Here is a 24,774-nt window from a genome sequence, read left to right as displayed (position 1 = left end):
GGCCGTCTGAATATGATTCCAGACGGCCTTTTTATATCAATTAAGCCAACACTTTCCGTGCCGCTTCCACACCCCAATACAAAGCCTCTTCAAATACCGAATAGCTGCTTAAATCACTGTGTGCAAATAATAATCCAGAATTTCGACTTCTGATTTTTAATAAAGCCTCATCGCTTAAATAGCCGGGTTTCGGCACGCTCATGCCATGCCCGCGAACGGTAATGTCAACATGGGAAACGTGCCGCCAAAAGCCTTCGCCGTAAGTAGTAAGCAGATCTTGGGCGGTAAGCTGGAGCAGCTCTTCGTCGCTTGCTTCAAGCAGCTGGCGGCGGACGACTTGTGGCGTATCGTGGTTGAGCGCGGCATAGGCGGTAAAAATCGTGCGTTCAGGACGGGCAACCCGGATAAGCTGGTTGGTCGCAACAACATAGCCCAGCCCTTGACTGCCATAAACCACGTTGTCCCATGCAAGTTCGCTGTTGTTTTTTTCTTTCGGGAAACTGTGCAGTTCAAAATTAGAAACCAGCCATGGCGCGTATTCTGGGATGTCCAGACCAAATTGTTCGGGAGATTCAATAATGCGGGCGGCAACCATCAGCGGCATGGCGGAGATAACGTGTTGCGCGGTGACGGCAATGGTTTCCCCTTTTGCATTATCACGCAACCACACTTCAATCCGGCCATCCGAAAGCGGTTTGATTTTGACGGCAGAAGCATTAATTGAAGCAGGTTTCTCCAAATGGATACTATTTTCAGGCGGCCATTGCCAACCTTCCTGCAAACCGGCATGACGGCGCAGGTTTTCAGAAAGATGCGCCAAACCTTCGGGCCAAGTGAGGACGGTTTCCGCGCTGTTGCGGGCGGCAAAATAATGCAATCCGGCAAAGGCAGACACTTGCCCGATGCCTTGTCCGTAATCGTCGCGGCAACAATAATCGAGATACCATAAAAGCTCAGGCGAGATGTAGCCCTCTTGCTCAAGCCATTGTTTTAACGTCAGATGATCGAGTTTCCGCCATGTTTCATCTGCCGATGACAGCGCAATCGGAATAGCAAAAATTTTCTTACCGTCATTGCCGTAAGCCTGTTTCAGACGGCCTATCAAATCAAAAAACCGTTTGGAATCCGCATCTTCTTTCGGCAATAAATGTTCCACCCATTTATCCTGATATAAGAGGCGCGATTCGGGCGCATAGACCAAATCGGTTTCCCTAAAGCTGCCATCCGGCTGCAAAATACCGAAATCTGCCAGCATCTCGCGCACATACACGCTTTCTTTCGACGGCAAAGCCAAATAATGCGCACCACTCGGCGCTTTCAGGCCGGCTGAAGACGTATAGGCGGCATTGTTGCCATTGCGTTCAAACCCTTCTGCCAATAATACATCGCAGTGATTATGCTTCGCCAAATACCACAACGCCCCCAAACCAGCCGCACCGCCACCGAGTATCAAGGTATTGCATTCATAACGACGGGTCGGCTGATTGATCAATTCTCCGTCGCGCAACAAATGCCCCAACGGCAAGCCGACACGGTTAATAGAAACCGGAGGTTTGCGGTTGAGGTATTTATAAGTCTGCCAAGAGAAAGCAGAGGCAGCGCCAAGCGCGGCGGTATAGCTGAGAAATTGACGGCGAGTTAGCATGTTTTATAAAAAGGTTGTCTGAAAAAATAAAAATAAAACGGTACAACGAGGTTAAGCAGGTCTCGCGTTATTTATGCCCTGCCGAATAACCATGATAGGAGCTGCCGGAATGCGATGAGTCGCTATCTTCCGCTTGGACATAGTTGAACAAGACGGTAAGAAAAATGATGAAAGCAAAGAAAATAATCGTCCCTACCCGTTCTTCTTCGTAATCACGATCGTTTTTATATCTGTCAGAAACTCATATCCATACCAACGCACACAGACTGACCGCTATACCAACTGGGCTACGTAGGTGCGGTGACAGCCAGGCCGGAAGGTTGACGATGATAAGAATCAGCATAGCAATGATACGGGCTACATTATCTCTACTCCCAACATTTCTATTGTCACCCTTCAGCCAGTAAGAGAGCATCTCCTTAGTATCATAAAGACAGGCCGAATGCCTTTCTCATTTGACGGTAAGACACAGGACTGCTTTTACTCCAGACTATTTCATCCTTGCTCTGCTCAGAACACAGAATGACATTCCGGCCATAACTTTTCTTGCCGCTATATTCCTTATAATGAAGCAAATCGCCTTGTTTGACTTTCCAATAAAACGCACCAGCCGCTGCCTCGACCTGCCCACGGTAATGATCAATCAACATTTCACCGGCAGGATTGCCACTTGAATCAAAGTCCGGCCATGTGTGTAAGGTTTCTGACAACCGCCAGCGTTTTCCAGACTCAATCAGCCAGGCAAACCCTTGCTGCGTGTTATAAAGCAGATATTCCGTCCAGTATTCAGACTGATTTTGGTTATAGGACGGTATCTCAGCAAATCTTACAGCCCCGATAATCAGATATTCTGTATCGTTCAGACGGCCTTTCGTACCTATGGAAAGTGTGAACAGGTTTTCTTGTTCTTTCCTTTGGGCATTTGCCTCCATCAACGCAACAGTATCTTTTGTCGTGTTCAAACTACTGCCGCAAGACTGACATAAAAGGAAAGAAGTAACACCACCTGGCCAATGAACAGGAGCGCCGCAATGAGGGCAGTTTTCAGAAAGAATCTCTCCTTTCAGACGGCCTGCACTTTCACGGATTTCATCATCACTGCGCTTATTTTCCAGCTTCAAACTGTCCAAACTGACTATGCGTCCGAAGTAGGAGTTCATTGGAAAAGTCGAATAATCCAAGGTCAAAAACAAATTGCCCCGTCGCCAGTCGCAAACCTCGCCTGTCGCTTGATTCCTAGATAAATTGAACGGCAACTCGCCTTGCGCATCGGTATTACAGTAATGTATGGTGCGGACGTCTGACGCAATAAAGGTTTGGCCATTAAAGATCAACGAACTGGAACCGGCTTTCACCGACTTAAAATTTTTCGGCCCCGTCTCCTCTTCTGAGCCAGCAAACAAGTCATCGCATATAAATCGCCAACCTCGGAAAGCCAGCCGGTCTGCCCGTCATCAAACAAGACATACTATTCATTCCATGCGCCGACATCATAATGCACCTGCAATCGCCCAATCAGCGTAAATTTCCGATCATCAAAAACGCCTCTCGTTCCAATCTGTAACGGACTGAAATCTTCCAGCAACGCAGAATCACGCCCTGCATTGGCAACAAAATATCCGCTCCTCCCCTTACCGCTTCTAGCAACCAGCATACTGCGGCAATGGCCACACACCAGCGTCACGGCAGTAGCGCAATACGCCTCCACAGGCGCACCACAGCTTGGGCAATCGGTTTTAAAAAAAGGCGTTTTTTCCATATAGTGTCAATATTTCAGTTTAAGCAGCACAAGGTTTAAGGCCGTCTGAAAACGGATTGAATATGCTTTCAGACGGCCTAACAGATTTTATTGTTCAACCGATGGTTATATATCGTCCAGTATACCTTCGCCACGTTGCGCAACCGTCCAAACAGCCCTTTCAGCCGCCAACTCCCTGCACAAGATTTCCTTCACTTTTTCCAATTTCATGCCGCCGCAAATAAATGCATCAATGGCGGCGAAGTGGTGTTCAGGCCAAGTGTGGATACTGATATGAGACTCGGCGAGCAGTAAAACGCCGGTTACGCCGCCTGCTCCGCCAAAGGTATGGAAGTGTTCGGTTAATATGGTGGCTTCTGTAGCCTGTGCGGCGGCTACCAAAGCGGTTTTCAGACGGCCTTCATCTTTTAAGATGGCTTCATCGCAGCCGTATAAGTCTAATAGGCCATGATTACCGGGCATGTGGGTCATTTATGGCCTCCGGAATAGCCGCTTGAATAACCGCCATAGCTTCCTCCTGAATGAACTCGGCTACTGTCATCATCCAAATCAGACAAATCTGCATAATTCATCATCGTAACAAAAACAATCAAAGCCATTGCACAAATAACATATCCCACTCGGGAAATACTCTGTTCGCCATTTTCATCTCTCTTCCGTCCAACTATAAAAAGAGCATAGACACCCCAACCGATAAGAAATATATCGAATAGTGCATCGAAGCCATTCATAAACAATGACGGAATATTGACGATAACCAAAATAGCAATCATCAGAAGTCGTAATTTTTCATCGATATCATCTGCACTCATTTTCACGGTGTAAGATGATATTTTATTGGTCAAATTAAACGCATCTGCAATTTCCCGATAAGCAATGGGTGTACTTCTACTCCATGCCATTTCGTGACTGTTTAGTTCGGAACCAAGCTTACGGCTTTGTCCGTCTCGGTAATCGCTGTAATAGTTCAAATCACTGCTTCGGACGCGCCAATAAAACGCTCCGCTGGCAATCCTGACCCGTCCGCCATAGTCATAAAGTTTGCCATAGCCTTGCGGTTGGCGGTTGCGGTCGAGGCGCGGCCAATCGTTCAAGGTTTCGGAAATATTCCAACCTTCATCAGCTTCAACCAGCCATAAGAAACCCTGAGTTGGGTTGTAAAGCAGATACTCTGTCCACTGCCCTTCTGGTGCCAATGTATGTTTGGCACCTTTGAACAAGTTATCAAATGTTTCCTGCGCATCTGTTTCTAAATATCGGATTGCGCCGATAACATGAAACTCTTTATTTTTCAGACGGCCTGTCGAGCCGATAGGCAGAGTAAACAGCGTATTCTGCGACAAACGCAGATTATTGGCGGTAATAAGCTCCGCTTTATCTTTGCCGACTGCCAATTCGCTACCGCAACTTTGACAGTTCAGATGGGAAGTCAGCCCGTTTACCCAATGAATGGATGAGCCGCAGTTAGGACAGTTTTCAGAGGTAATACTGCCTTTCAGACGGCCTGCACTTTCTTTAATTTCATCTTCTTGGCGCGTGTTTTCCAGCTTCAAATCATCTAGGTTTACCATCCGCCCGAAGAAGGCTTCGGGTGTTTTATCGTTGTAATCGAGCGTGATGAAAAGGTTTTCGCAACGCCAGTCGGAAACCAGATTTTCTGTATCTTCTTTCAAAACAAACGGCAACTCACCCTGCGCGGCGGCGCGTTTCAAGCTGATTTTGCGGACATCGGAGGCAATATAGTGCTTATCTTGGAAAGTCAGCTCGCTAAATCCGGCTCGCGTGTCTTCAAATTTCGGCGGATTATCGACTTCGACCGGCATGGTCATCACATACAAATCGCCCGCCTCTGAAAGCCAACCCGCCCTGCCGTCGTCAAATAGCGCATACCATTCATTCCACGCACCATCGTCGTATTGCACCTGAAGCCGTCCGACCAAGGTAAAGCGTTGCACGACAAATGTGCCGCTGGTTCCGATTTGCAGCGGACTAAAATCTTCCAGCAATGCGGAATCACGGCCGGAGTCGACAACGCCGTTATCTTGCCGCACCAGCATGCTGTTGCAATAGCCGCACACCAGCGTCACGGCAGAAGCAGAATGTGCTTCGACAGGTGCGCCGCAGCTTGGGCAGTCGGTTTTAAAGAAAGGAGTTTGAGACATGGATTTGCTTTTTTCAGAATGGGTTGGAATGTTTCAGACGGCCTTAACGTTTATATCAACTGGTTTTATCAATGATTTCAAATTAGAAACAAACCAAATCGCCGAACGGACTCAATCAAATGATTCAAAAGGCCGTCTGAAACCTTTTCACAGAAGCAGCTCAACGCTTCTTTGAATGATATTTTTCAGACGGCCTTCAATTGATTAACCAATCAACTGTTTCAACACTTCAGCCTTGGCTTTATCAAAATCTTCTTGCGAAATCAAACCGCCATCCAGCAAAGACTTGAGTTTCATCAATTTCGCCTGCGGATCTTCGGCAGCCGGCTGAACATTTTGCTGAGCCTGTTGCATATTCGGATGCATCATGCCTGACATGGCACCCGCCATCGCCTGACCAATACCGGCACCCACGCCCAAGCCTGCACCGATTCCGGCAAGTCCGCCTTCATTTTGTGCCGCAAGCGGGATGGATTCGGCGGTTTGATATTGGGTGTAGCGTCCCAAATCGCCGATAACGCCCATCGAAATTTTCTTATCCAACGCAGCCTGAATAGACGCAGGCAAGGTAATGCTTTCAACAGTGAAGTTTTCCAACGCCAAACCCAGCTTGGTAAATTCCGCACCAAGCAACTCGCCGATTTTTTGCGACAGCAAAACTTGGTTCGCCGCCATATCCAAGAATGGGATACCGGAGCTACCAAACGCGGCCGCCAATTGGGTGACTGCAATATTGCGCAGCTGGTTTTCCAAGTCTACACCGCTGTATTGCGCCGCCACTCCACTGACTTCTTTGAAGAATTTTGCCGGATCGCTGATACGGTAAGAATACATACCAAACGAACGCAGTTGCACCGCGCCAAACTCGGCATCGCGCACGGTAACAGGTTGGGATGTACCCCATTTTCGTGCGAGCTGTTGTTTGGTATTGAAAAAGTAAACATCCGATTTAAAAGGGGATTCAAAAAGCTTGTCCCAGTTTTTCAAGTTGGTCAGCACAGGCAACGTTTGCGTATTGAGTGTGTAACGCCCCGGACCGAACACGTCGGCGGTTACGCCTTCATCGACAAACATCGCCATCTGCGCCTCACGCACAGTCAGGCTCGCACCGTTTTGGATTTCCTCATCGGCAATTGGAAAACGCCACATCAGCAGGCTGTCATCGGGATTCGGCCATTGAATGACGTCGATAAACTGTTTCTTGATAAAATTGAACATTTCAGTTCCTTATAAAATAAATCGGGATACAAAATTCAAGGTATGGGTATTCAAGTCAAGCAAGCAGCGTTCAAAATGCCGATCGAGATGGACACTGCACCAAACAACGCGCCGACGGCGACATTGTTGCCAATGAGTTCTGCGGTAGCGCCTTTAATCATCATTGTTGCAGCGAAATAGACAAAAATCTGAATCACTGCTGCGGCAAGTCCCCACAGGATAAAATCGATGAAGCTGATGCTGTGGGCAATGCTTGAGGCAAGCGTCAGACAGAAACCGACCAATGCGCCGCCAAACGACAAGGCGCAGGCAAGGTTGCCGTTTTTAATCAGGCGCAACTCTTCGGCAGGGGTAATCCGCAGATATACGGCACCGAAAACTACAGTCATGGCAACACCTGCCAACATATATTGCAGGTAAAGCAGATATTGGGACAGAGAAATACTCACGATAAGATTCCTTGTTTTGCAATAAAGTGATTATGCCATATTTTTGAAGATAAACCCTTCGGAAATATGGCATTTTTAGAAGCGCTTCAGGCCGTCTGAAACGGTCAGATTTTTTAATTCATGTTTTATTGTGATAATTGTTGACAATTTTTGTATATTTATGTAACTATTGCGCACCGCTATTTATTAGAGTAACGAGGAGAATATGAGCATACTCGCCGCCATCCGCCCTAAAGAGCCTTTGCGCCATCTGCGCTGGTTTGACATGCTGATTGTAACCGCCATCCTGTTCGGTCAATTTGCCTACCGTTCTACCCAACTTTATATCGCCAGCCTGATGCCGCAAGTGGAAACAGCCGCTGCTACCGAAGAAGTGCGCGATACTGCGGTAACCGGCGTGGCTTATTCGGAAAACATGAGCCTGCAGCTGACGCTGCTTGCTATTGCTCTGATTTACCTCATTATTCGCCGTTTCGACTTTAAGCAGTTGCCGATTCACTTTAATTTAGGCGTATTGTTTTGGACGCCTGTAATTTTTATCCTGATGGGTCTGACCGCCGATGCGGTGACTTCGTTAAGCGGCGGCTACAATTACTTCACTACTGAAATTTTCCAATATATCAAACCATTATCCATTTTTGACAAATTCGCCGCCCTTGCGCCGATGGCCATCCTCTACGGCCTTTTAAACGGCTTTTACGAAGAATTCTGCTTCCTCGGTCTTTTAACCTGCGTGGAAGACAAATACAAATGGCAGGCATTGGCCTATTCGACCTTGGTGCGCATCTCCTTCCATACTTATCAAGGCATGCTTTGGGCGACCGTTATCGGCGTTGTTTTCGGCTTGATGTACTACTTCTTCTACAAATACAAAGTTAAAAACCTGCTGCCGTTTTTCCTGATTCACGCCTTGGCAGATATCTTCGGCTCCGGCTTCATCTATTTGATTTGCGCTTAATAGCAACGGTTGGATGAATAAACCAGGCCGTCTGAAACATCATTTTTCAGACGGCCTTGTATCATCTATCGGTTTACTTAATCAACGTAATTGCCACATCCGCATCTTCGGTTGCAACTGCCTCAATCACTGCATCGCCGCCAAACCTCAACACCGATCCTGCGCCGACCGTATGTTTTTCAGTCTGATTCAACGTTACGTCAAAGCTTCCTTTTCCAACGGCAAAAATCAGCGTTTTAAAACCCGGATGATCGTGCGGCTTAATCTGCTCCCCTTTCTTCATGTCTTTCTTAACAACCATGTAATTTTCGCCGCTGAAAATTTTACCGTTTTCGGAAGAAACCTCTCCCAAAGGCGCGGCAGAAACGGCAACGGAAAACAAAGCAGACAGCAATACAGCAGAAATATTAGATACTTTCATGGCAAGCCTTTCTTAAAATAGGGCTTCCATTCTATAAAAACCCACCTCATTACTCAATAATAATTCTTATTTTCTAATAAAAAGGCCGTCTGAAACCCAACGATATTTTTCAGACGGCCTGATTGACCTGTATAATATTTTCTTATTAATAAAATCGCTTTACATACCCATCAAATGGAAACCATCAGAAAAGATCCGCTCGGCTCGGCATGGGTGGTTATTGCCGCGCTCAGCTTTACCGTCATGAACCTCTCCGTCAAAGCCGCCTCTACACATTTCGGCTTTTCCAGCGGCGAGCTGGTCTTTTGGCGCATGCTGGTCTCCACCCTGTTCTTAGGCATCATGGCCAAAGTGCAAGGCAACACATTTTCCACGCCGCATTGGAAAACCCATCTCAACCGCAGCGTCATCGGCACGCTTGCCATGATGTGCACGCTTTATTCCGTCATACATCTGCCGCTGGCAACAGGCGTCACGCTCAACTACACCTCCTCCATCTGGCTTGCCATCTTTTCATTTTTCATTCTAAAAGAACGTATTACGCTTTATACCCAAGCCATTTTGGTTATGGGCTTCATCGGCGTTATCCTGTTGCTCAACCCATCTTTTCAAGGCGGGCAGGAATTTGCCGCGCTGATCAGTTTGGCAGGCGGCGCCATGTCAGGCTGGGCATATTTGCAGGTGCGCGAACTCTCGCTTTTGGGCGAACCGGGCTGGCGCGTGGTGTTTTATCTGTCGCTTACCGGCCTGATTATGTCCGCCATTTGGAGCTGCTTTACCGGCTGGCATCCGCTGACCGTATCTTCCCTGCCCTATCTGGCCGGCATCGGCATCTCCGCCATGATTGCCCAACTGGCCATGACCCGCGCCTATAAGGTTGGCAAGAAATTTACCGTTGCCTCGCTTTCCTACCTGACCGTCGTTTTCTCCGCCCTGTCCGGCGTACTGCTTTTCGGCGATAAAATCACTTGGCAGGAAGCCGCCGGCATGGTTATCATTGTTGCAGGCGGCGTGTTCAGCAGTTTTACTCCGGCCTCAATCAAAAAATTTCTGATGAAGCAATAATTTAACAAGGAGAACACCATGATTTCCATCCGCGAACAATCTTACGGCTTAAACGTAGCGCTGTACAACGAGTTCACTTTGGACGATTTCCGCCAATTGGAAGAAGCCTTGTTGACTGCGAAACAAAAAGTCCATCTGCCCGACATCCTGTTGGACTTGTCCATGCTGAAAGACTTCACCATCGATATGGCGGTCGAGCAAATCAAATTTCTCAACCAACACGAAACCGACTTCGGCCGCGTTGCCGTCATTACCGACGACATTTGGATCAAACTCGGTGCGCGCCTGTCCAGCCTCTTGACCAACCAACATCCCAAATATTTCAGCGACGCTGCCGAAGCACAGGCTTGGTTATTGGCAAGCAATTTGAAATAAAGACAAGGCCGTCTGAACGCATTACCTGAGCAAATTCAAAACCGCTTAGGCTCAAAATCAACGGTATCACAATATTTTTCAAAGCATCAAAAAGGCCGTCTGAAACTTTGCAACCCGCAAAGTTTCAGACGGCCTTTCATCATTTTTATTCAAAAACTTACATCACATCCAATACATCAATGCCCAACAATTCCAAGCCTTGTTTCAGCGTGTCGCCGGTCAGCTTCGCCAGTTGCAGGCGGCTGTTGCGGGTTGCGCCGTCTGATTTCAGAATCGGGCAGGCTTCGTAGAAGCGGCTGAACAGGGTGGCGGTTTGGTAGAGGTAGGCGGCGAGGTAGTGCGGATACGCCGTGTCCGCCACGCTTTGCAGTACGTCTTCAAATTTCAGCAGCTCGGCGGCAAGCTGTTTTTCCAACGGTTCGGTTAAAACGGTTGGCGCGGTTGCGTCCCATTCGCCGGCTTTGCGGAATACGCTTTGCACGCGGGTGTAGGCGTATTGCAGGTAGGGGGCGGTGTTGCCTTCAAATGAGAGCATGGCGTCCCAGTCGAACACATAATCGCTGGTGCGGTTTTTGCTCAAGTCGGCGTATTTGACCGCGCCGATGCCGACGGTTTTGCCGATTTTAGCGGCTTCGTCCGCGCCCAATTCGGGATTTTTTTCTTTCACCAAAGCGGTGGCGCGCTCGACAGCTTCGGTCAGCAGGTCAACCAGTTTTACAGTATCGCCGCTGCGCGTTTTGAACGGTTTGCCGTCTTTGCCCATCATGGTGCCGAAGCCGATAAACTCGGCTTTTGCATCTTCCGGCAGATAGCCTGCTTTGCGGGAAGTGGTGAAAAGTTGTTCGAAGTGCAGGGCTTGGCGGTGGTCGACGACGTACAGCAGGCGGTCGGCTTTCAGACGACCTATGCGGTAGCGCAGGCATGCCAAATCGGTGGAGGCGTAGAGGAAGCCGCCGCCTTGTTTTTGCACGATAAATGCGGCGGGTTCGCCTTCTTTATTTTTAAACTCGTCCAAGAACACAACTTTCGCGCCGTCGTCTTCGACCGCCAGACCTTTTTGAACCAAATCATCGACCACGGGCTGCAAATCGTCGTTGTATTTGGATTCGCCCGCCACATCTTCAGGACGCAGTTTCAAGCCCAGCGTGTCATAAACGGCTTGGGCGTGCGAGAGTGAAATATCGACAAACTGTTTCCACAATGCCAATACGGTTTCATCGCCGCCTTGCAGTTTCACAACGTATTCGCGTGCGGTGTCGGCAAAGGAAGGGTCTTCGTCAAAGCGCACTTTGGCAGCGCGGTAAAACTGCTCCAAATCCGCCAACTCAAACGCAGCGTTGTCTTTTTGCTGCTCAACCAAATAAGCGACCAACATGCCGAACTGTGTACCCCAGTCGCCGACGTGGTTTTGGCGGATAACGGTGTTGCCCATAAATTCCAATACGCGCGAAATGCTGTCGCCGATGATGCTGGAACGCAGATGGCCGACGTGCATTTCTTTGGCCAGATTAGGCGAAGAATAGTCGATAACGACGGTTTGCGGTTTATCGGTTTTTGCTACGCCGAAACGCGCGTCGTTCAAGGCCGTCTGAATGTTTTGGGCGAGAAATTCGGGACGTAGGCGCAGGTTGATAAAGCCCGGGCCGGCTACTTCTGCGCTTTCAATCACGGCGTTGTCAGCCAATGCTTCGGCCACTTTTTGCGCCAACTCGCGCGGATTTTGTTTGGCTTTTTTCGCCGCACCCATCACGCCGTTGATTTGGAAATCGCCGAAGTCGGGATTTTTCGCCGCCTGCAATACGACGGGGCTGTCGGACAAGCCGGCAGCGGCAAAGGCTGCTTGGGCTTCACGTTCGACGGTTTGGTATAAATTCATGTTGTCGGTCTCTATCAATTCAAATCAGGCGGTATTTTAAAAGAATTTCGGGCTTTAAAACAGGGCAAGCTGCAATACTTTTCCAGCGGCTTGTTATATGATTGCATTCTGATTCAACGATTTTGCTGTAAAGGCCGTCTGAAAGGAAAAGCCATGAACCCAAAAAATACGCTTTGTCTGATTGTCGATATTCAAGAACGCCTGCTGCCCGCCCTTTCCGGCACGGACGAAATGTTGGAACGCTGCCGCCTGCTGATTCAAGGTTTAACGGCTTTGGACGTACCCTTTGCCGTAACCGAACAATATCCGAAAGGTTTGGGCAACACCGTATCTGCCGTATCGCTGCTGTTACCCGAAGGCACGCCTGTTGTCGAGAAAACCCGATTTTCGGCGTTTTTACCTGAAATTCAGGAAATATTACGCAAAAACGACATCAAAAACGTTATTTTGGTGGGTGCGGAAGCACATATCTGTATGCTTCAGACGGCCTTGGATTTGAAGGCGCAAGGTTACGCCGTATCCCTGCCTTTTGAATGCACCGCCTCGCGCACAACGGCCAACCGCGACAATGGTTTGGCGCAACTGAGCCGTCAGGGCATTATCATTTCAAATGTTGAAAGTATTTTGTTCCAACTACTCGGCGATGCCAAACGTCCGGCCTTTAAGACTATCTCCAAACTGATTCAATAACAGGCCGTCTGAAATGCAATACACCATCCGCCCTGCCCTGCGGCAAGACTTGCCCGCCATCGTCGATATTTACAACAGCACCGTGGCCACGCGCCAATCCACCGCCGATTTGTCGCCGACCACGGTTGCCGAACGCGAAATATGGTTTGCCGCGCACACGGACAAACGCCCGATCTACGCCCTTTACGATGCCGACGGCACCGTATTGGCCTGGGGCAGTTTCAGCGACTACCATCCGCGCTACGCCTACCACATCAGCGCAGAAGTCAGCATTTATGTCCGCCACGATATGCGCGGTGCAGGCGTGGGCAAAATCCTGTTGCGGCACATGCTCGAACGCGCACCGTCCTTAGACATCCACAACGTCATCGCGCTTGTGTTCGGCCACAACTATCCGAGCCTGAACCTGTTTCACCGTTTCGGATTTGAAGAGTGGGGGCGGCTGCCGCAAGTCTGCGATTTGGACACCATGTTGGCAGACGTTGTGATTTTGGGTAAAAGGATTGTGGATTGATGACGACAAAGGCCGTCTGAAAACTGAATTCAGACGGCCTTTTTACGGCAAAACCTTTATTCCGGTTTCTTCGCCAGCATGGTGACGAATTTAAACTGAATCGGATTGCCGAATTCGTCTTTCGCGTGCATCGAACCCAGCTCTTCCTTGTATTCCACCAACTCCCAATCCTTATAGTATTCGCGCAGCTCGCCCTCGCCAAACTTGAACGGGAACGGCATCGGGCAAGGGAAATCTTCCGTATCCATCGCAGACACGATCAGGTTGTAGCCGCCGGGGTTGGTGTGTTCCTTCATATTGGCAATCACATCAGGAACGTAACGCGGCATCAGGAACATAAACACCACGGTCGCCACCATATAATCGAAGTTTTCCTGAATATTGGCGGCGTTAAGGTCGTATTCAAACGCGCGGACATTCAGTTCTTCAATACGCGCCAGCTCTTCCACGTTTTGAACCGCGTTCGGATTATTATCGACAGCGGTAACGTCAAAACCTTTCAAACCCAAATACAGCGCGTTTCGACCCTGACCGCAGCCCATATCCAAAACCTTGCCGACAGGCACGATGCCTTCGGCGGCGCGGACGGCCGAATGTGTCGCGCTCATGCCGTATTTCTTATTGAAATAGTCCGCCGCCTCGCAGTAAAACGAAAGTTGAATTTCCGTGTCTTGCGTTTGCGGCGCGATAAAGTGCCATGCTTGCGGATGAATAATCCAATCATCGCTTTCAGGCGTCAGCTCGTGCGTGGCCGTAATATTGCCCGCCTCGTCCACTTCATTGAAGTTCAGACGGCCTTGGAGGACATTGAGGCAGCCCCAAGTACCGGCGGCGGTATTGTGTTTGGACAACAAGGCTTCGGGAATCTCGTCCGCCGTCCACACCGGCATCTGTTTGTAACAAAACAATTCTTGCTGTTCGCTCATCATGTTTCCTTTCTATTTTGACGGTTTCAACACAGCTTCTGCCAAGGCTTTCTGAATGGCAATCACGCTCTTGTCGCTTTTAAACTGCAAGGTTTCGGTCGGCGCTTCACTAGAAGAAACCCAAATCTTCAGCTCGGCATCCAAATCGAAATGACCCGAGGTTTCCACCGAAAAGCGCGACACGGAACGGTATGGAATCGAACGGTAAGACACTTTCTTGCCGGTCAAACCCTGTTTGTCCACCAACACCAGCCGATATTCGGTAAACACAATCAAATCGCGCACCAGGCTGAATGCCATTTTTACCTGTTCGCCATCAATCAGGATATTCGCCAAATCGCGTTCCACCGCATCGGCGTCTTTTTGCGAAGCATTGCCTAAAAGGCCGCTGAACAATCCCATATCTGCCTGCTTTCTATACGAGTGATAAGTGCAGGGTATTTTACACGCGCAAACCGTATTTGCCGATATTTCAGACGGCCTTATGTTATGATACCGCCTTATTCGACAAAGACATGCCCATGGATAAACCCGTTTACCTCTACACCGACGGCGCATGCAAAGGCAACCCCGGCGCAGGCGGCTGGGGTGTATTTATGCGCTACGGCTCACACGAAAAAGAATTGTTCGGCGGCGAAGCCGAAACCACCAACAACCGCATGGAGCTGACCGCCGTCATCGAAGGACTGAAATCCTTAAAACGCCGCTGCCAAGTCGTCATCTGCACCGACTCGCAATACGTCAAAAACGGCATGGAAAGCTGGATACACGGTTGGAAAAAAAACGGCTGGAAAACCGCCGCCAAGAAACCGGTCAAAAACGATGATTTATGGAAAGAGCTGGATAGTTTGGTTCAACAACACGATGTCCGCTGGACATGGGTAAAAGGCCACGCCGGACACCCTGAAAACGAAAAAGCTGACGAGCTTGCCAATCAAGGGGCGGCAAAATTTGCATAACACTTCGTCCATGACTGCACTCAGACATCTCAAGCCGTTGTTTGGGATTGCCGTCATTGCATTGATTTGTGTGACCACGTTAAGAGTGCCGAAGAATGTGACGACTTAATCACGCCCGCCTATTTATTTTGGTGGTTTATACCCAAACCGTGGTTTTTCACATTCATCACACTGACTGCTATTTACCTCGTTCTAAAAATCCTGATTGAAATCATCCGATTCCTATTCAGACTGAGAAAGAAAAACCCATGACCTGCCCCATCTGCACTGCCGACAACGAAGATATTTTGCTACAAACGCCAAACCTGCGCGTTATCGCCGTTCACAACGAAGCCGGCGCACCGGCATTCTGCCGCGTTATTTGGAATGACCATGTTTCCGAGATGACCGACCTTTCCCCTGCCGAACGCAACGAAATCATGGAAATGGTGTATCAGGTTGAAGCCGCAATGCGCCAAGTCTTTCGCCCGGCCAAAATCAATTTGGCCAGCCTCGGCAATGTTGTGCCCCACCTGCATTGGCACGTCATTGCCCGCTTTGAAAACGATGCCAACTTCCCCGCGCCGATTTGGGCCGCTCCCGTCCGCGAACACGGTATGGCCTTGCCCGAAAACTGGCCACAACAAATTAAAAACTTAATCGCTTAAACTTTCAGACGGCCTGTAAGGTCCGACACGCCAAGTTCAGGCCGTCTAAACATATAACGAAAGGAAAACCTCAATGAACTCCACCACGCGCCGCCATTTCCTGCGTACCTGTTCTGCCGCGGCAGGCGCAGGATTGTTGCAAGCCTGCGGTACAGGTACGACCACCACGCCGCAAACCAAAACCACATCTACCACCGCGAAAGCCCAAACCGTGCAACCTAAGCAACCTCATCCGCCACGTTCCGGCGACAACCTCCTGCGCGTTGTTGCGCCGTCAGGCTTTGCCGAAGACCCCAACCGCGTGACCACCGGCCTGACCCGCCTCTACAACGCAGGCTTTACCGTGACCAACCAACAGGCAGGCAGCCGCCGTTACCAACGCTTTGCCGGCAGCGACGCCCAACGCGCCGCCGACTTCCAAGACGTTGCCAGCGGCCGCGTTGAAACGCCTAAAGTCTTGATGGGCCTGCGCGGCGGCTACGGCGCGGCACGCATCTTGCCGCAAATCGACTTTGCCTCACTCGGCGCCAGAATGCGCGAACGCGGTACATTGTTCTTCGGTTTCAGCGACGTGTGCGCCGTCCAACTCGCCCTGTTGGCCAAAGGCAATATGATGAGCTTTGCAGGCCCGATGGTGTACAGCGAATTTGGCAAAGCTGACCCCAGCGTCTTTACCATGGATTCTTTCATCCGCGGCACGACCAACAACGTCAATATCGTTGATGTCCCAACCATCCAACGCGCCGATGTCAACGTCGAAGGCACATTGTGGGGCGGCAACCTCAGCGTTCTCGCCTCCCTCGCCGGTACGCCTTACATGCCCGATATTCAAGGCGGCATCCTCTTTATCGAAGACGTCAGCGAGCAACCCTACCGCATCGAACGTATGCTCAACACGCTTTATCTGTCAGGTGTTTTGCAAAAACAACGCGCCATCATCTTCGGCGATTTCCGCATGGGTACTATCCGCGACGTGTACGACTCCAGCTACGACTTCTCCGCCGTCGTCAACCACATTTCGCGCACTGCCAAGATTCCTGTGTTGACCGGTTTCCCATTCGGCCACATTACCAACAAAACCACTTTCCCGTTGGGCGCGCATGCCAAAGTCCGCAGTACCGGCAACGGCGGTTATTCCGTCACCTTCAGCGGCTATCCGACACTGAACCCGTCCGCGCTGACACTCGACAACCTGCTGCCGCCTCCTGTTCCGACTTACGACAGCACCATCTACCGCGACAGCATTACTGAAGAAGTCACCGAATAAGGCTTGTTCAAATCAAAAGGCCGTCTGAAACCCAGTTTCAGACGGCCTTTTTATATCTTCATCTTAACCGTAACGTCGTTGGAAATCTTTCATAAAGTCAGCCAACGCGTTCACACCTTCAAGCGGCATCGCATTGTAAATGCTGGCACGCATACCGCCGACGGTTTTATAGCCTTTAAGCAGGCACAAGCCCTGCAACTCGGCTTCCAACACAAAGCGGCGGTCCAAGTCTTCGCTTGCGGTTTTGAAGACCACGTTCATTTTGGAGCGCGCATCAGGATGAATATCGTTGATGTAAAAACCGCCGCTGCCGTCTATCGTCTCATACAAGGTTTGCGCCTTTATTCGATTGACCGCTTCAATTTTTTTCACACCGCCCTGCGTTTGCAGCCAGCGGAACACCAAACCCGACATATAAATCGCATAGGTGGAAGGCGTGTTGTACATACCGTCGCGGTTGATGTGCGAACGGTAGTTGAACACATCGGGAATATCTTTCGGACAACGCTCCAGCAAATCCTCGCGGATAATGACCACGGTCGCACCGGCAGGGCCGATATTTTTTTGCGCGCCGGCATAAATCAAGCCGTAATCGGATACATCAAACTCACGCGACAAAATCTCGCTCGACATATCGCACACCAGCGGCGGCAGGCCGTCTGAAAGTTTGGGGACGTTTTGATACTGCAAGCCGTTGACGGTTTCATTAATCGCAAAATGAACAAACGCGGAATTCGGGTTGACATCCCAATCCTCAACCGCAGGCAGGTTTTTATAGGCATATTGCTCGCCGCCATGCGCGGCCAAACGGATTTCGGCATTGCTCAAACGGCTCATCTGTTCATAGGCAATACGGCTCCAGTTGCCCGTTACCACCGCGTCGGCAGTCGCAAAACCGTGCGCCAAATTCATGGCCACCATATTGAATTGCGTGGTCGCACCGCCCTGTAAAAACAAGATTTTATAGTTGGACGGAATATTCAAAAGCTGGCGCAAGTCTTGTTCGGCATGATGCAGAATGCTCAAAAACATATCCGAACGGTGGCTCATCGCCATCACGGGAAAACCCGTACCGTTGTAGTCAAGCATTTCCTGTTGCGCGGTACGCAATACCGCTTCCGGCAATACGGCAGGACCTGCGGAAAAATTGTAAATCGGGTGTGCGGACATGGCGGCCTTCTTTCTTATTCGGTGGGTATGAAGAAATTGTAGAACCGCCTTGCGCATTGTGCAAGCACGAAAAATCAGGAAATCTAAGGCCGTCTGAAAACAAAGCAATACCAATTCTTTGTTTTCCAAAACAATTTCAGAAACACCACATAAAAACTTGTCAACAATTTCCTTTTCAGACGGCCTCACCCCTACCCTTTACATTTAAGCAATCACTTCAAAAAATCCACGCCAAATCAACGCTTTTCTTTTATCTTGAAAACAGTTATAATAGGCCAATTTTTCAAATCACACGAAAAATGGCCGCGCGGCCATTTTTTTGTTTATGTACTTCTGGAGAAGCATGGATATTCAAAACATTCTTGATAAAACCCTGCCCGGCTTGGGCTACGAGCTGGTCGATTTCGAACTGACCGCACAAGGCGATTTGCGCGTTTTCATCGATAAAGAAGGCGGCATCACCGTCGAAGACTGCGCCACTGTCAGCAACCATCTGAGCCGCGTGTTTATGGTTGAAGACATCGACTACAAACGTTTGGAAATCTCCAGCCCGGGCCTTGACCGTCCGCTGAAAAAAGCCGCCGACTTCGTGCGCTTTGCCGGCCAGAACGCCAAAATCAAAACACGCCTGCCGATTGATGGTCAGAAAAACTTCATCGGCCGCATCGAATCTTGCGAAAACGACATCGTTACCGTCTCTTTCGACGGCAAAACTGCCCAAATCGAATTGAGCAACATCGACAAAGCCCGTTTGCGCCCCGAATTTAAATTTTAAAAACCGATTACTTTGGAGATTCTAGAAAATGAGTCGCGAAATGTTACAGCTGGCCGAAGCGCTGGCAAGTGAAAAAAACGTTGAAACGGAAGTCGTATTCAAAGCCCTTGAATTCGCCCTCTCTACTGCTGCCAAGAAAAAAGCCGACCGCGAGCACATGGACGTGCGCGTCGAAATCGACCGTGATACCGGCGAATACCAAACCTTCCGCCGTTGGCTGATTGTTGCCGATGAAGACTACACCTACCCCGACGTAGAAAAAACCATCGAGGAAATCCAAGAAGAAATTCCCGGCACCACCATCCAAATCGGCGAATACTACGAAGAGCAGCTGCCAAACGAAGGTTTCGGCCGCCAAGCCGCGCAAACTGCCAAACAAATCATCCTGCAACGCATCCGTGATGCGGAGCGCGAGCAAAACCTGAACGAGTTCCTCGCTTCTAAAGAAGACATCGTTTCCGGTACGGTAAAACGTGTCGAGCGCCACGGCATCATCGTTGAAGTCGTCGCAGGCAAACTCGACGCACTGATTCCGCGCGAAGAAATGATTCCGCGTGAAAACTTCCGTAGCGGCGACCGCATCCGCGCCCTCTTCCTGCGTGTGGACGAAATCGGCAATACAGGTCGCAAACAAGTCATTTTGAGCCGTACCAGCGGCGACTTCTTGGCCAAACTCTACGCCAACGAAGTGCCTGAAATTGCAGACGGCCTATTGGAAATCCGCGAAGTAGCACGCGACCCTGGTCAACGCGCCAAAGTTGCCGTTAAAGCCAACGATCAACGCATCGACCCGCAAGGTACTTGTATCGGCGTGCGCGGTTCCCGTGTTAACGCCGTGAGCAACGAATTGTCCGGCGAACGCATCGACATCGTATTGTGGTCTCCTGAGCCTGCCCAATTCGTGATGAATGCGCTGTCTCCTGCCGAAGTAAGCCGCATCGTAATTGACGAAGACAAACACGCTGTTGACGTGATCGTTGACGAAAACCAACTGGCGCTGGCCATCGGCCGCGGCGGTCAAAACGTCCGCCTGGCTTCCATCCTGACCGGCTGGCAGCTGAACATCATGACCATTGAAGAAGCCGACGAGCGCAATGCCGCCGAAGATGCCGTTATCCGCAACCTCTTCACCACCCACTTGAACATCGACGACGAAACTGCCGATATCTTGGTGGAAGAAGGCTTTGCCACATTGGAAGAAGTTGCTTACGTTCCAGCGGCAGAATTGCTCTCGATTGACGGTTTTGACGAAGAAATCGTTGAAACCCTGCGCAACCGCGCACGCGATGCGATCCTGACCATTACCATCGCCGCAGAAGAAAAACTGGGTGAAGTGTCTGAAGACATGCGCAATTTGGACGGCGTAGATTCCGATATGTTGCGCAAACTTGCCGAAGCCGGCGTAACCCAACGCGATGATCTGGCCGAATTGTCTGTTGACGAATTGGTCGAAATTACCGGTGTTGACGAAGAAGAAGCCAAAAAAGTGATTTTGGCTGCACGCGAACACTGGTTTACTGAAGAAAATAACTAAGGGGGTACTGAATGAGTAATACAACCGTAGCGCAATTTGCCGCCGAACTAAACCGCCCCGTCGATGATTTGCTTAAACAATTGAAAGAAGCCGGGGTCAACAAAAACAGCGGCAATGACAGCATAACCACTGACGACAAACAACTGTTGACTGCTTACCTGCAAAAGAAAAACGGCAGCAACAGCGGCACCATCAGCATCCGCCGCAAAAAAACCGAAGTCAGCACCGTTGACGGCGTAAAAGTGGAAACACGCCGCCGCAGCCGTGCCGTTACCATTCCTTCTTCCGAAGAATTGGCAGCGGAAGCCAAAGCCAAAGTAGCAGCGAAAAACCAAAAAGCCGAAGCAGAAAAAGTAGCCACTCAAGCCGCCGAAGAAAAAGCCAAAGCTGAAGCAGAAGCTGCCGCAAAAGCCGAAGCCCGCGCCAAAGCAGAGGCTGAAGCAGCCAGACTGAAAGCAGCCAAAGCCGCACCAAAAGCGGAAGATAAGCCTGTCGCAGCGAAAAAAGAAGAAGCCAAACCGGTTGAAACCGTAGAAGCCAAGGCCGAAGCAAAAGTTGAAGCTAAAGCAGACAACAAGCCGTCTGAAAAATCCGTTGAAGCTGAAAAACCAGCCGAAGCCAAAAAACCTGCCAAAGCCAAACAAGACAAAGGCGGCAAAGGCAAAGAAGCGAAAAAGACCGCCAAACCTGCCGCTCCTGCCGTACCGCAACCTGTCGTCAGCAAGGAAGAACAGGCCCAACGCGATGAAGAAGCCCGTCGTGCCGCTGCCCTGCGTGCGCATCAAGAAGCCTTGTTGAAAGAAAAACAAGAGCGTCAAGCGCGCCGCGAAGCCATAAAACAACAGGCCGAGAAAGACTCAAAACCTACGAAAGAAGCCAAATCAGGCGAACGCAATAAACCTGCCGAGAAAACCAAAGCAGCATCCAGCGAAGGCAAATCCGAACACAACGCGCGTGGCAAAAAAGAAGACCGTCGTGAGCGTGATGAAGACATTCAAGGCCGCAACGCCAGAGGCAAAGGCGGTAAAGGCGGACGCGACCGCAATGCCCGCAACGGCGACGACGAGCGCGTACGCAGCGGCAAAAAAGGCAAAAAACTCAAACTTGAGCCAAACCAACACGCCTTCCAAGCGCCGACTGAGCCCGTCGTACACGAAGTCTTGGTCCCTGAAACCATTACCGTTGCCGACTTGGCACACAAAATGGCCGTTAAAGGCGTCGAAGTGGTTAAAGCCCTGATGAAAATGGGCATGATGGTAACCATCAACCAATCCATCGACCAAGACACTGCCCTGATTGTGGTGGAAGAACTCGGCCACATCGGTAAACCTGCCGCCGCCGACGACCCTGAAGCATTCTTGGATGAAGGCGTTGAAGCAGTAGAAGCCGAAGCATTGCCGCGTCCTCCGGTGGTGACCGTAATGGGTCACGTTGACCACGGTAAAACTTCCCTGCTGGACTACATCCGCCGTGCCAAAGTGGTACAAGGCGAAGCGGGCGGCATTACCCAACACATCGGTGCATACCACGTTGAAACCCCTCGCGGCGTGATTACCTTCTTGGATACTCCGGGTCACGAAGCATTTACCGCCATGCGTGCGCGCGGTGCGAAAGCAACCGATATCGTGATTCTTGTTGTAGCAGCCGACGACGGCGTGATGCCGCAAACCATCGAGGCAATTGCCCATGCTAAAGCCGCGGGCGTACCGATGGTGGTTGCCGTCAACAAAATCGATAAAGAAGCCGCCAACCCTGAGCGCATCCGCCAAGAGCTGACTGCTCACGAAGTTGTGCCTGACGAATGGGGCGGCGATGTACAGTTCATCGACGTTTCTGCTAAAAAAGGCCTGAACATCGATGCATTGCTCGAAGCCGTCTTGCTCGAAGCCGAAGTTTTGGAACTGACTGCCCCAGTCGATGCACCTGCCAAAGGTATCATTGTTGAGGCTCGTTTGGACAAAGGCCGCGGCGCAGTTGCCACCCTCTTGGTTCAAAGCGGTACGCTGAAAAAAGGCGATATGCTGCTGGCCGGTACTGCATTCGGTAAAATCCGTGCAATGGTTGACGAAAACGGCAAAGCCATCAATGAAGCCGGTCCGTCTATCCCTGTCGAAATTCTCGGCTTATCCGACGTACCGAACGCAGGCGAAGATGCAATGGTATTGGCTGATGAGAAAAAAGCGCGCGAAATCGCCCTCTTCCGTCAAGGCAAATACCGCGATGTACGCTTGGCCAAACAACAGGCCGCGAAACTGGAAAACATGTTCAATAATATGGGCGAAAACCAAGCCCAATCCTTGTCCGTCATCATCAAAGCAGACGTACAAGGTTCTTACGAAGCTTTGGCTGGCAGCCTGAAAAAACTGTCCACCGACGAAGTGAAAGTGAACGTGTTGCACAGCGGCGTTGGCGGCATTACCGAATCTGATGTCAACTTGGCCATCGCTTCCGGCGCATTCATCATCGGCTTTAACGTCCGTGCAGATGCTTCCGCCCGTAAACTGGCTGAGAATGAAAACGTGGAAATCCGTTACTACAACATCATTTACGATGCCATCGACGACGTGAAAGCCGCCATGAGCGGTATGCTCTCTCCGGAAGAGAAAGAGCAAGTAACCGGTACGGTCGAGATCCGTCAGGTTATCTCCGTTTCCAAAGTCGGCAACATTGCAGGCTGTATGGTTACCGACGGTGTGGTCAAACGCGATTCCCATGTCCGCCTCATCCGCAACAACGTGGTTATCCATACCGGCGAGCTGTCTTCTTTGAAACGCTACAAAGACGACGTCAAAGAAGTCCGCATGGGCTTCGAGTGTGGTCTGATGCTCAAAGGCTACAACGAGATTATGGAAGGCGACCAACTCGAATGTTTCGACATCGTCGAAGTTGCCCGTACTCTGTAATCAGACAGGCCGTCTGAAAAATCAGAAGCAGGTTTTGCAATGCGAAACCTGCTTCTTTTTTTCAGACGGCCTTTTTACAACCATTCATAGTTTGAAACTATGGAAATTGATGTGTGGTATATAAGAAACAAAACAGCCGCACAAGGCAAAGCCATTTGTCAAAAGAATAGACGGCAAACTAAGCCTGATAAGGCTCTCTATATATTGTCATATCTTAACGTTTCTGTTGTTTTTATCAAATTTCGGCACTAGTATATACAGCCTAAACACAATACAAATTAAGCAATACCGGCCATATGCCGGATACGTTTACCTCCTTGTTACTCTCATCAATATCTAAAGAAAATATCATGACAATCGAAAAAACAATGCACATCCGCAATGCGCAATTTGAATTACGACATTTAGAGCAATTGCAGCCATCTCCCCTTGCACAAGCAACAACAGGCACATCGGGAGATGACGTTTATTATGTAACCCGCAGCGACGATAAAATCATTGAAAACCCAAATGGCAGAGATGATACGGTTTACAGTTAAAAACCGGCGATGATTGGGTCTTAACCATCAAAGATACAGGCGACACCCTGACCATCCATGACATTGTCAACAATAATGTCGACAGCTTTGTATTCGGAAATGGTAAGAGCTACACCGCCGACGAAATCAACAAAGCACTGATTACAGAAAATACACAAAACAACGGTATCCTGTAAAACTCAAAGGCCGTCTGAAACCTTAATTCAGACGGCCTTAGTTCTTTGCTGATTTATTTATCGTTCTGCTATATAATTATTCTCATTCGAATTCACAAGAAAGAATAAAAATGGATGCCTTAAATCTCCTCACCACGCGTCGCTCTTCCAAAAAACTGACTGCTCCTGCACCCAATGCCGAGCAACTGGAACAAATGCTGCAAGCGGCAACACAAGTTCCTGATCACGGCAATATGCGCCCTTTCCGCTTTACTGTGATTCAAAGCGAGGCCGGCTTACAACGTTTCCGCGAGCTGTTGAGCAATACCGTTACCGAACTCAACTTCGGCGATGATGCCATGAAAAAAGCCGAACGCGTTGGCAACATGGCGCCTATGATTATCGGCGTTACATTTACGCCAAACCGTGAAGTGGTAAAACCCAAACCCGAATGGGAGCAAATGCTGACTGCCGGCTGCGCCGCCTATGCTTTACAACTGGCTGCTTCTGCTCAAGGCTTCGACAACGTTTGGATTACGGGCATGTGGGTCAACAGCCCATTGTTGCGCGAAGCATTTGAGTGTGCCGACAAAGACAAAATCATCGGCCTGATGATGATTGGTTCGCCGACCGAAGAAGGCGGCGGTCCGAAAAATACCAACTTGGAATGTTTTACAACTTATTGGTAAAGCCTGAAAACACTCAGGCCGTCTGAAAACCTGATTTAATGGTTTTTCAGACGGCCTTTTTATATCTATTATCGAAGC

At 49.8% G+C, this 24,774-nt stretch carries 26 protein-coding genes; 14 read left to right on the top strand and 12 right to left on the bottom strand.

Annotated elements, in window-relative coordinates:
• Nucleotides 1-40 precede the first annotated feature (40 nt).
• The 5 genes from FAH66_RS01530 to FAH66_RS01515 all read right to left on the bottom strand — a co-directional run bounded on the left by FAH66_RS01530 (nucleotide 41) and on the right by FAH66_RS01515 (nucleotide 5,566).
• On the bottom strand, nucleotides 41-1,645 hold the full coding sequence (locus FAH66_RS01530; RefSeq protein ID WP_137040375.1) for an NAD(P)-binding protein: 1,605 nt from the start codon (nucleotides 1,643-1,645) through the stop codon (nucleotides 41-43).
• A gap of 425 nt (nucleotides 1,646-2,070) precedes the next feature.
• Nucleotides 2,071-3,048 carry a DUF4178 domain-containing protein gene (locus FAH66_RS10960; protein ID WP_244284969.1) on the bottom strand — a complete coding sequence of 326 codons (978 nt, stop codon included), beginning with the start codon at nucleotides 3,046-3,048 and terminating at the stop codon, nucleotides 2,071-2,073.
• A gap of 65 nt (nucleotides 3,049-3,113) precedes the next feature.
• Nucleotides 3,114-3,404 (bottom strand): hypothetical protein, encoded by a 291-nt coding sequence (locus FAH66_RS10955; RefSeq protein WP_244284967.1) that lies wholly within the window; start codon nucleotides 3,402-3,404, stop codon nucleotides 3,114-3,116.
• 105 nt (nucleotides 3,405-3,509) lie between these two features.
• The gene (gene speD / locus FAH66_RS01520; protein WP_137040373.1) at nucleotides 3,510-3,875 is read right to left on the bottom strand and encodes an adenosylmethionine decarboxylase; all 366 of its coding nucleotides are present in this window, start codon (nucleotides 3,873-3,875) and stop codon (nucleotides 3,510-3,512) included.
• Nucleotides 3,872-5,566, bottom strand: coding sequence for a DUF4178 domain-containing protein (locus FAH66_RS01515; protein WP_137040371.1), 1,695 nt, complete (start codon nucleotides 5,564-5,566; stop codon nucleotides 3,872-3,874). Before FAH66_RS01515 ends, speD begins: the two co-directional genes overlap by 4 nt.
• On the opposite strand from FAH66_RS01515, the gene FAH66_RS10770 reads away from it, so the two are divergent.
• Complete coding sequence (locus tag FAH66_RS10770; RefSeq protein WP_167480292.1) at nucleotides 5,565-5,741, top strand: hypothetical protein; 177 nt, start codon at nucleotides 5,565-5,567, stop codon at nucleotides 5,739-5,741. The two genes, FAH66_RS01515 and FAH66_RS10770, sit on opposite strands and share 2 nt — an antisense overlap.
• A 29-nt stretch (nucleotides 5,742-5,770) precedes the next feature.
• Here FAH66_RS10770 and FAH66_RS01510 read toward each other — a convergent pair whose 3' ends face one another.
• A complete protein-coding gene (locus FAH66_RS01510) occupies nucleotides 5,771-6,784 on the bottom strand; it encodes an SPFH domain-containing protein (protein ID WP_137040369.1) in 1,014 nt (337 codons plus the stop codon).
• A 50-nt stretch (nucleotides 6,785-6,834) separates the two neighbouring features.
• On the bottom strand, nucleotides 6,835-7,233 hold the full coding sequence (locus tag FAH66_RS01505; protein ID WP_208648077.1) for a DUF350 domain-containing protein: 399 nt from the start codon (nucleotides 7,231-7,233) through the stop codon (nucleotides 6,835-6,837).
• Between the two features lie 205 nt (nucleotides 7,234-7,438).
• Here FAH66_RS01505 and FAH66_RS01500 point away from each other — a divergent pair, with 205 nt between their 5' ends.
• Complete coding sequence (locus FAH66_RS01500) at nucleotides 7,439-8,191, top strand: CPBP family glutamic-type intramembrane protease (protein WP_137040367.1); 753 nt, start codon at nucleotides 7,439-7,441, stop codon at nucleotides 8,189-8,191.
• Between the two features lie 73 nt (nucleotides 8,192-8,264).
• Here the strand turns inward: FAH66_RS01500 and FAH66_RS01495 are convergent, their stop codons facing one another.
• On the bottom strand, nucleotides 8,265-8,612 hold the full coding sequence (locus tag FAH66_RS01495; protein WP_003686176.1) for a cupin domain-containing protein: 348 nt from the start codon (nucleotides 8,610-8,612) through the stop codon (nucleotides 8,265-8,267).
• A gap of 174 nt (nucleotides 8,613-8,786) precedes the next feature.
• On the opposite strand from FAH66_RS01495, the gene FAH66_RS01490 reads away from it, so the two are divergent.
• Nucleotides 8,787-9,677, top strand: a complete 891-nt coding sequence (locus FAH66_RS01490; protein WP_137040365.1) for a DMT family transporter — start codon at nucleotides 8,787-8,789, stop codon at nucleotides 9,675-9,677.
• An 18-nt stretch (nucleotides 9,678-9,695) separates the two neighbouring features.
• Nucleotides 9,696-10,052 carry a SpoIIAA family protein gene (locus FAH66_RS01485; RefSeq protein ID WP_137040363.1) on the top strand — a complete coding sequence of 119 codons (357 nt, stop codon included), beginning with the start codon at nucleotides 9,696-9,698 and terminating at the stop codon, nucleotides 10,050-10,052.
• A gap of 157 nt (nucleotides 10,053-10,209) precedes the next feature.
• Here the strand turns inward: FAH66_RS01485 and argS are convergent, their stop codons facing one another.
• On the bottom strand, nucleotides 10,210-11,928 hold the full coding sequence (gene argS, locus FAH66_RS01480; RefSeq protein WP_137040361.1) for an arginine--tRNA ligase: 1,719 nt from the start codon (nucleotides 11,926-11,928) through the stop codon (nucleotides 10,210-10,212).
• 153 nt (nucleotides 11,929-12,081) lie between these two features.
• On the opposite strand from argS, the gene FAH66_RS01475 reads away from it, so the two are divergent.
• Both FAH66_RS01475 and FAH66_RS01470 read left to right on the top strand, forming a co-directional pair.
• On the top strand, nucleotides 12,082-12,618 hold the full coding sequence (locus FAH66_RS01475) for an isochorismatase family protein (protein WP_137040359.1): 537 nt from the start codon (nucleotides 12,082-12,084) through the stop codon (nucleotides 12,616-12,618).
• A 13-nt stretch (nucleotides 12,619-12,631) separates the two neighbouring features.
• The gene (locus FAH66_RS01470) at nucleotides 12,632-13,132 is read left to right on the top strand and encodes a GNAT family N-acetyltransferase (RefSeq protein WP_137040357.1); all 501 of its coding nucleotides are present in this window, start codon (nucleotides 12,632-12,634) and stop codon (nucleotides 13,130-13,132) included.
• Between the two features lie 56 nt (nucleotides 13,133-13,188).
• Here FAH66_RS01470 and tehB read toward each other — a convergent pair whose 3' ends face one another.
• Nucleotides 13,189-14,058 carry an SAM-dependent methyltransferase TehB gene (gene tehB, locus FAH66_RS01465; RefSeq protein WP_049330918.1) on the bottom strand — a complete coding sequence of 290 codons (870 nt, stop codon included), beginning with the start codon at nucleotides 14,056-14,058 and terminating at the stop codon, nucleotides 13,189-13,191.
• A gap of 12 nt (nucleotides 14,059-14,070) precedes the next feature.
• A complete protein-coding gene (locus tag FAH66_RS01460; RefSeq protein ID WP_049329817.1) occupies nucleotides 14,071-14,460 on the bottom strand; it encodes a PH domain-containing protein in 390 nt (129 codons plus the stop codon).
• A 119-nt stretch (nucleotides 14,461-14,579) separates the two neighbouring features.
• On the opposite strand from FAH66_RS01460, the gene rnhA reads away from it, so the two are divergent.
• The 3 genes from rnhA (at nucleotide 14,580) to FAH66_RS01440 (ending at nucleotide 16,931) form a co-directional block, all read left to right on the top strand.
• Nucleotides 14,580-15,017 carry a ribonuclease HI gene (gene rnhA, locus FAH66_RS01455; RefSeq protein ID WP_137040355.1) on the top strand — a complete coding sequence of 146 codons (438 nt, stop codon included), beginning with the start codon at nucleotides 14,580-14,582 and terminating at the stop codon, nucleotides 15,015-15,017.
• 248 nt (nucleotides 15,018-15,265) lie between these two features.
• Nucleotides 15,266-15,664: an HIT family protein gene (locus FAH66_RS01445; RefSeq protein WP_003686086.1), complete on the top strand. Its 399-nt coding sequence runs from the start codon at nucleotides 15,266-15,268 to the stop codon at nucleotides 15,662-15,664.
• Between the two features lie 73 nt (nucleotides 15,665-15,737).
• On the top strand, nucleotides 15,738-16,931 hold the full coding sequence (locus FAH66_RS01440; protein ID WP_137040353.1) for an LD-carboxypeptidase: 1,194 nt from the start codon (nucleotides 15,738-15,740) through the stop codon (nucleotides 16,929-16,931).
• 63 nt (nucleotides 16,932-16,994) lie between these two features.
• On the opposite strand, the gene serC is transcribed toward FAH66_RS01440, so the two are convergent.
• Nucleotides 16,995-18,101 (bottom strand): phosphoserine transaminase, encoded by a 1,107-nt coding sequence (gene serC / locus FAH66_RS01435; protein ID WP_137040351.1) that lies wholly within the window; start codon nucleotides 18,099-18,101, stop codon nucleotides 16,995-16,997.
• Nucleotides 18,102-18,444: 343 nt separating this feature from the next.
• Between serC and rimP the strand changes: the two genes are divergently transcribed.
• From rimP to FAH66_RS01405, 5 genes are all read left to right on the top strand, one after another.
• Nucleotides 18,445-18,876: a ribosome maturation factor RimP gene (gene rimP, locus FAH66_RS01430; protein ID WP_167480300.1), complete on the top strand. Its 432-nt coding sequence runs from the start codon at nucleotides 18,445-18,447 to the stop codon at nucleotides 18,874-18,876.
• Between the two features lie 28 nt (nucleotides 18,877-18,904).
• Nucleotides 18,905-20,410 (top strand): transcription termination factor NusA, encoded by a 1,506-nt coding sequence (gene nusA / locus FAH66_RS01425; protein ID WP_137040347.1) that lies wholly within the window; start codon nucleotides 18,905-18,907, stop codon nucleotides 20,408-20,410.
• Nucleotides 20,411-20,421: 11 nt separating this feature from the next.
• Nucleotides 20,422-23,313 carry a translation initiation factor IF-2 gene (gene infB, locus FAH66_RS01420; RefSeq protein ID WP_137040345.1) on the top strand — a complete coding sequence of 964 codons (2,892 nt, stop codon included), beginning with the start codon at nucleotides 20,422-20,424 and terminating at the stop codon, nucleotides 23,311-23,313.
• A gap of 350 nt (nucleotides 23,314-23,663) precedes the next feature.
• Complete coding sequence (locus FAH66_RS01415) at nucleotides 23,664-23,852, top strand: hypothetical protein (protein ID WP_137040343.1); 189 nt, start codon at nucleotides 23,664-23,666, stop codon at nucleotides 23,850-23,852.
• A 286-nt stretch (nucleotides 23,853-24,138) separates the two neighbouring features.
• On the top strand, nucleotides 24,139-24,696 hold the full coding sequence (locus FAH66_RS01405; RefSeq protein ID WP_137040341.1) for a nitroreductase family protein: 558 nt from the start codon (nucleotides 24,139-24,141) through the stop codon (nucleotides 24,694-24,696).
• Nucleotides 24,697-24,774 lie beyond the last annotated feature (78 nt).

It is taken from the genome of Neisseria subflava (assembly GCF_005221305.1).
Taxonomy (GTDB): Bacteria; Pseudomonadota; Gammaproteobacteria; order Burkholderiales; family Neisseriaceae; genus Neisseria; species Neisseria subflava.
Note: the sequence above shows the minus strand (reverse complement) of the source record. Positions and strands in the feature narration are given on the sequence as shown.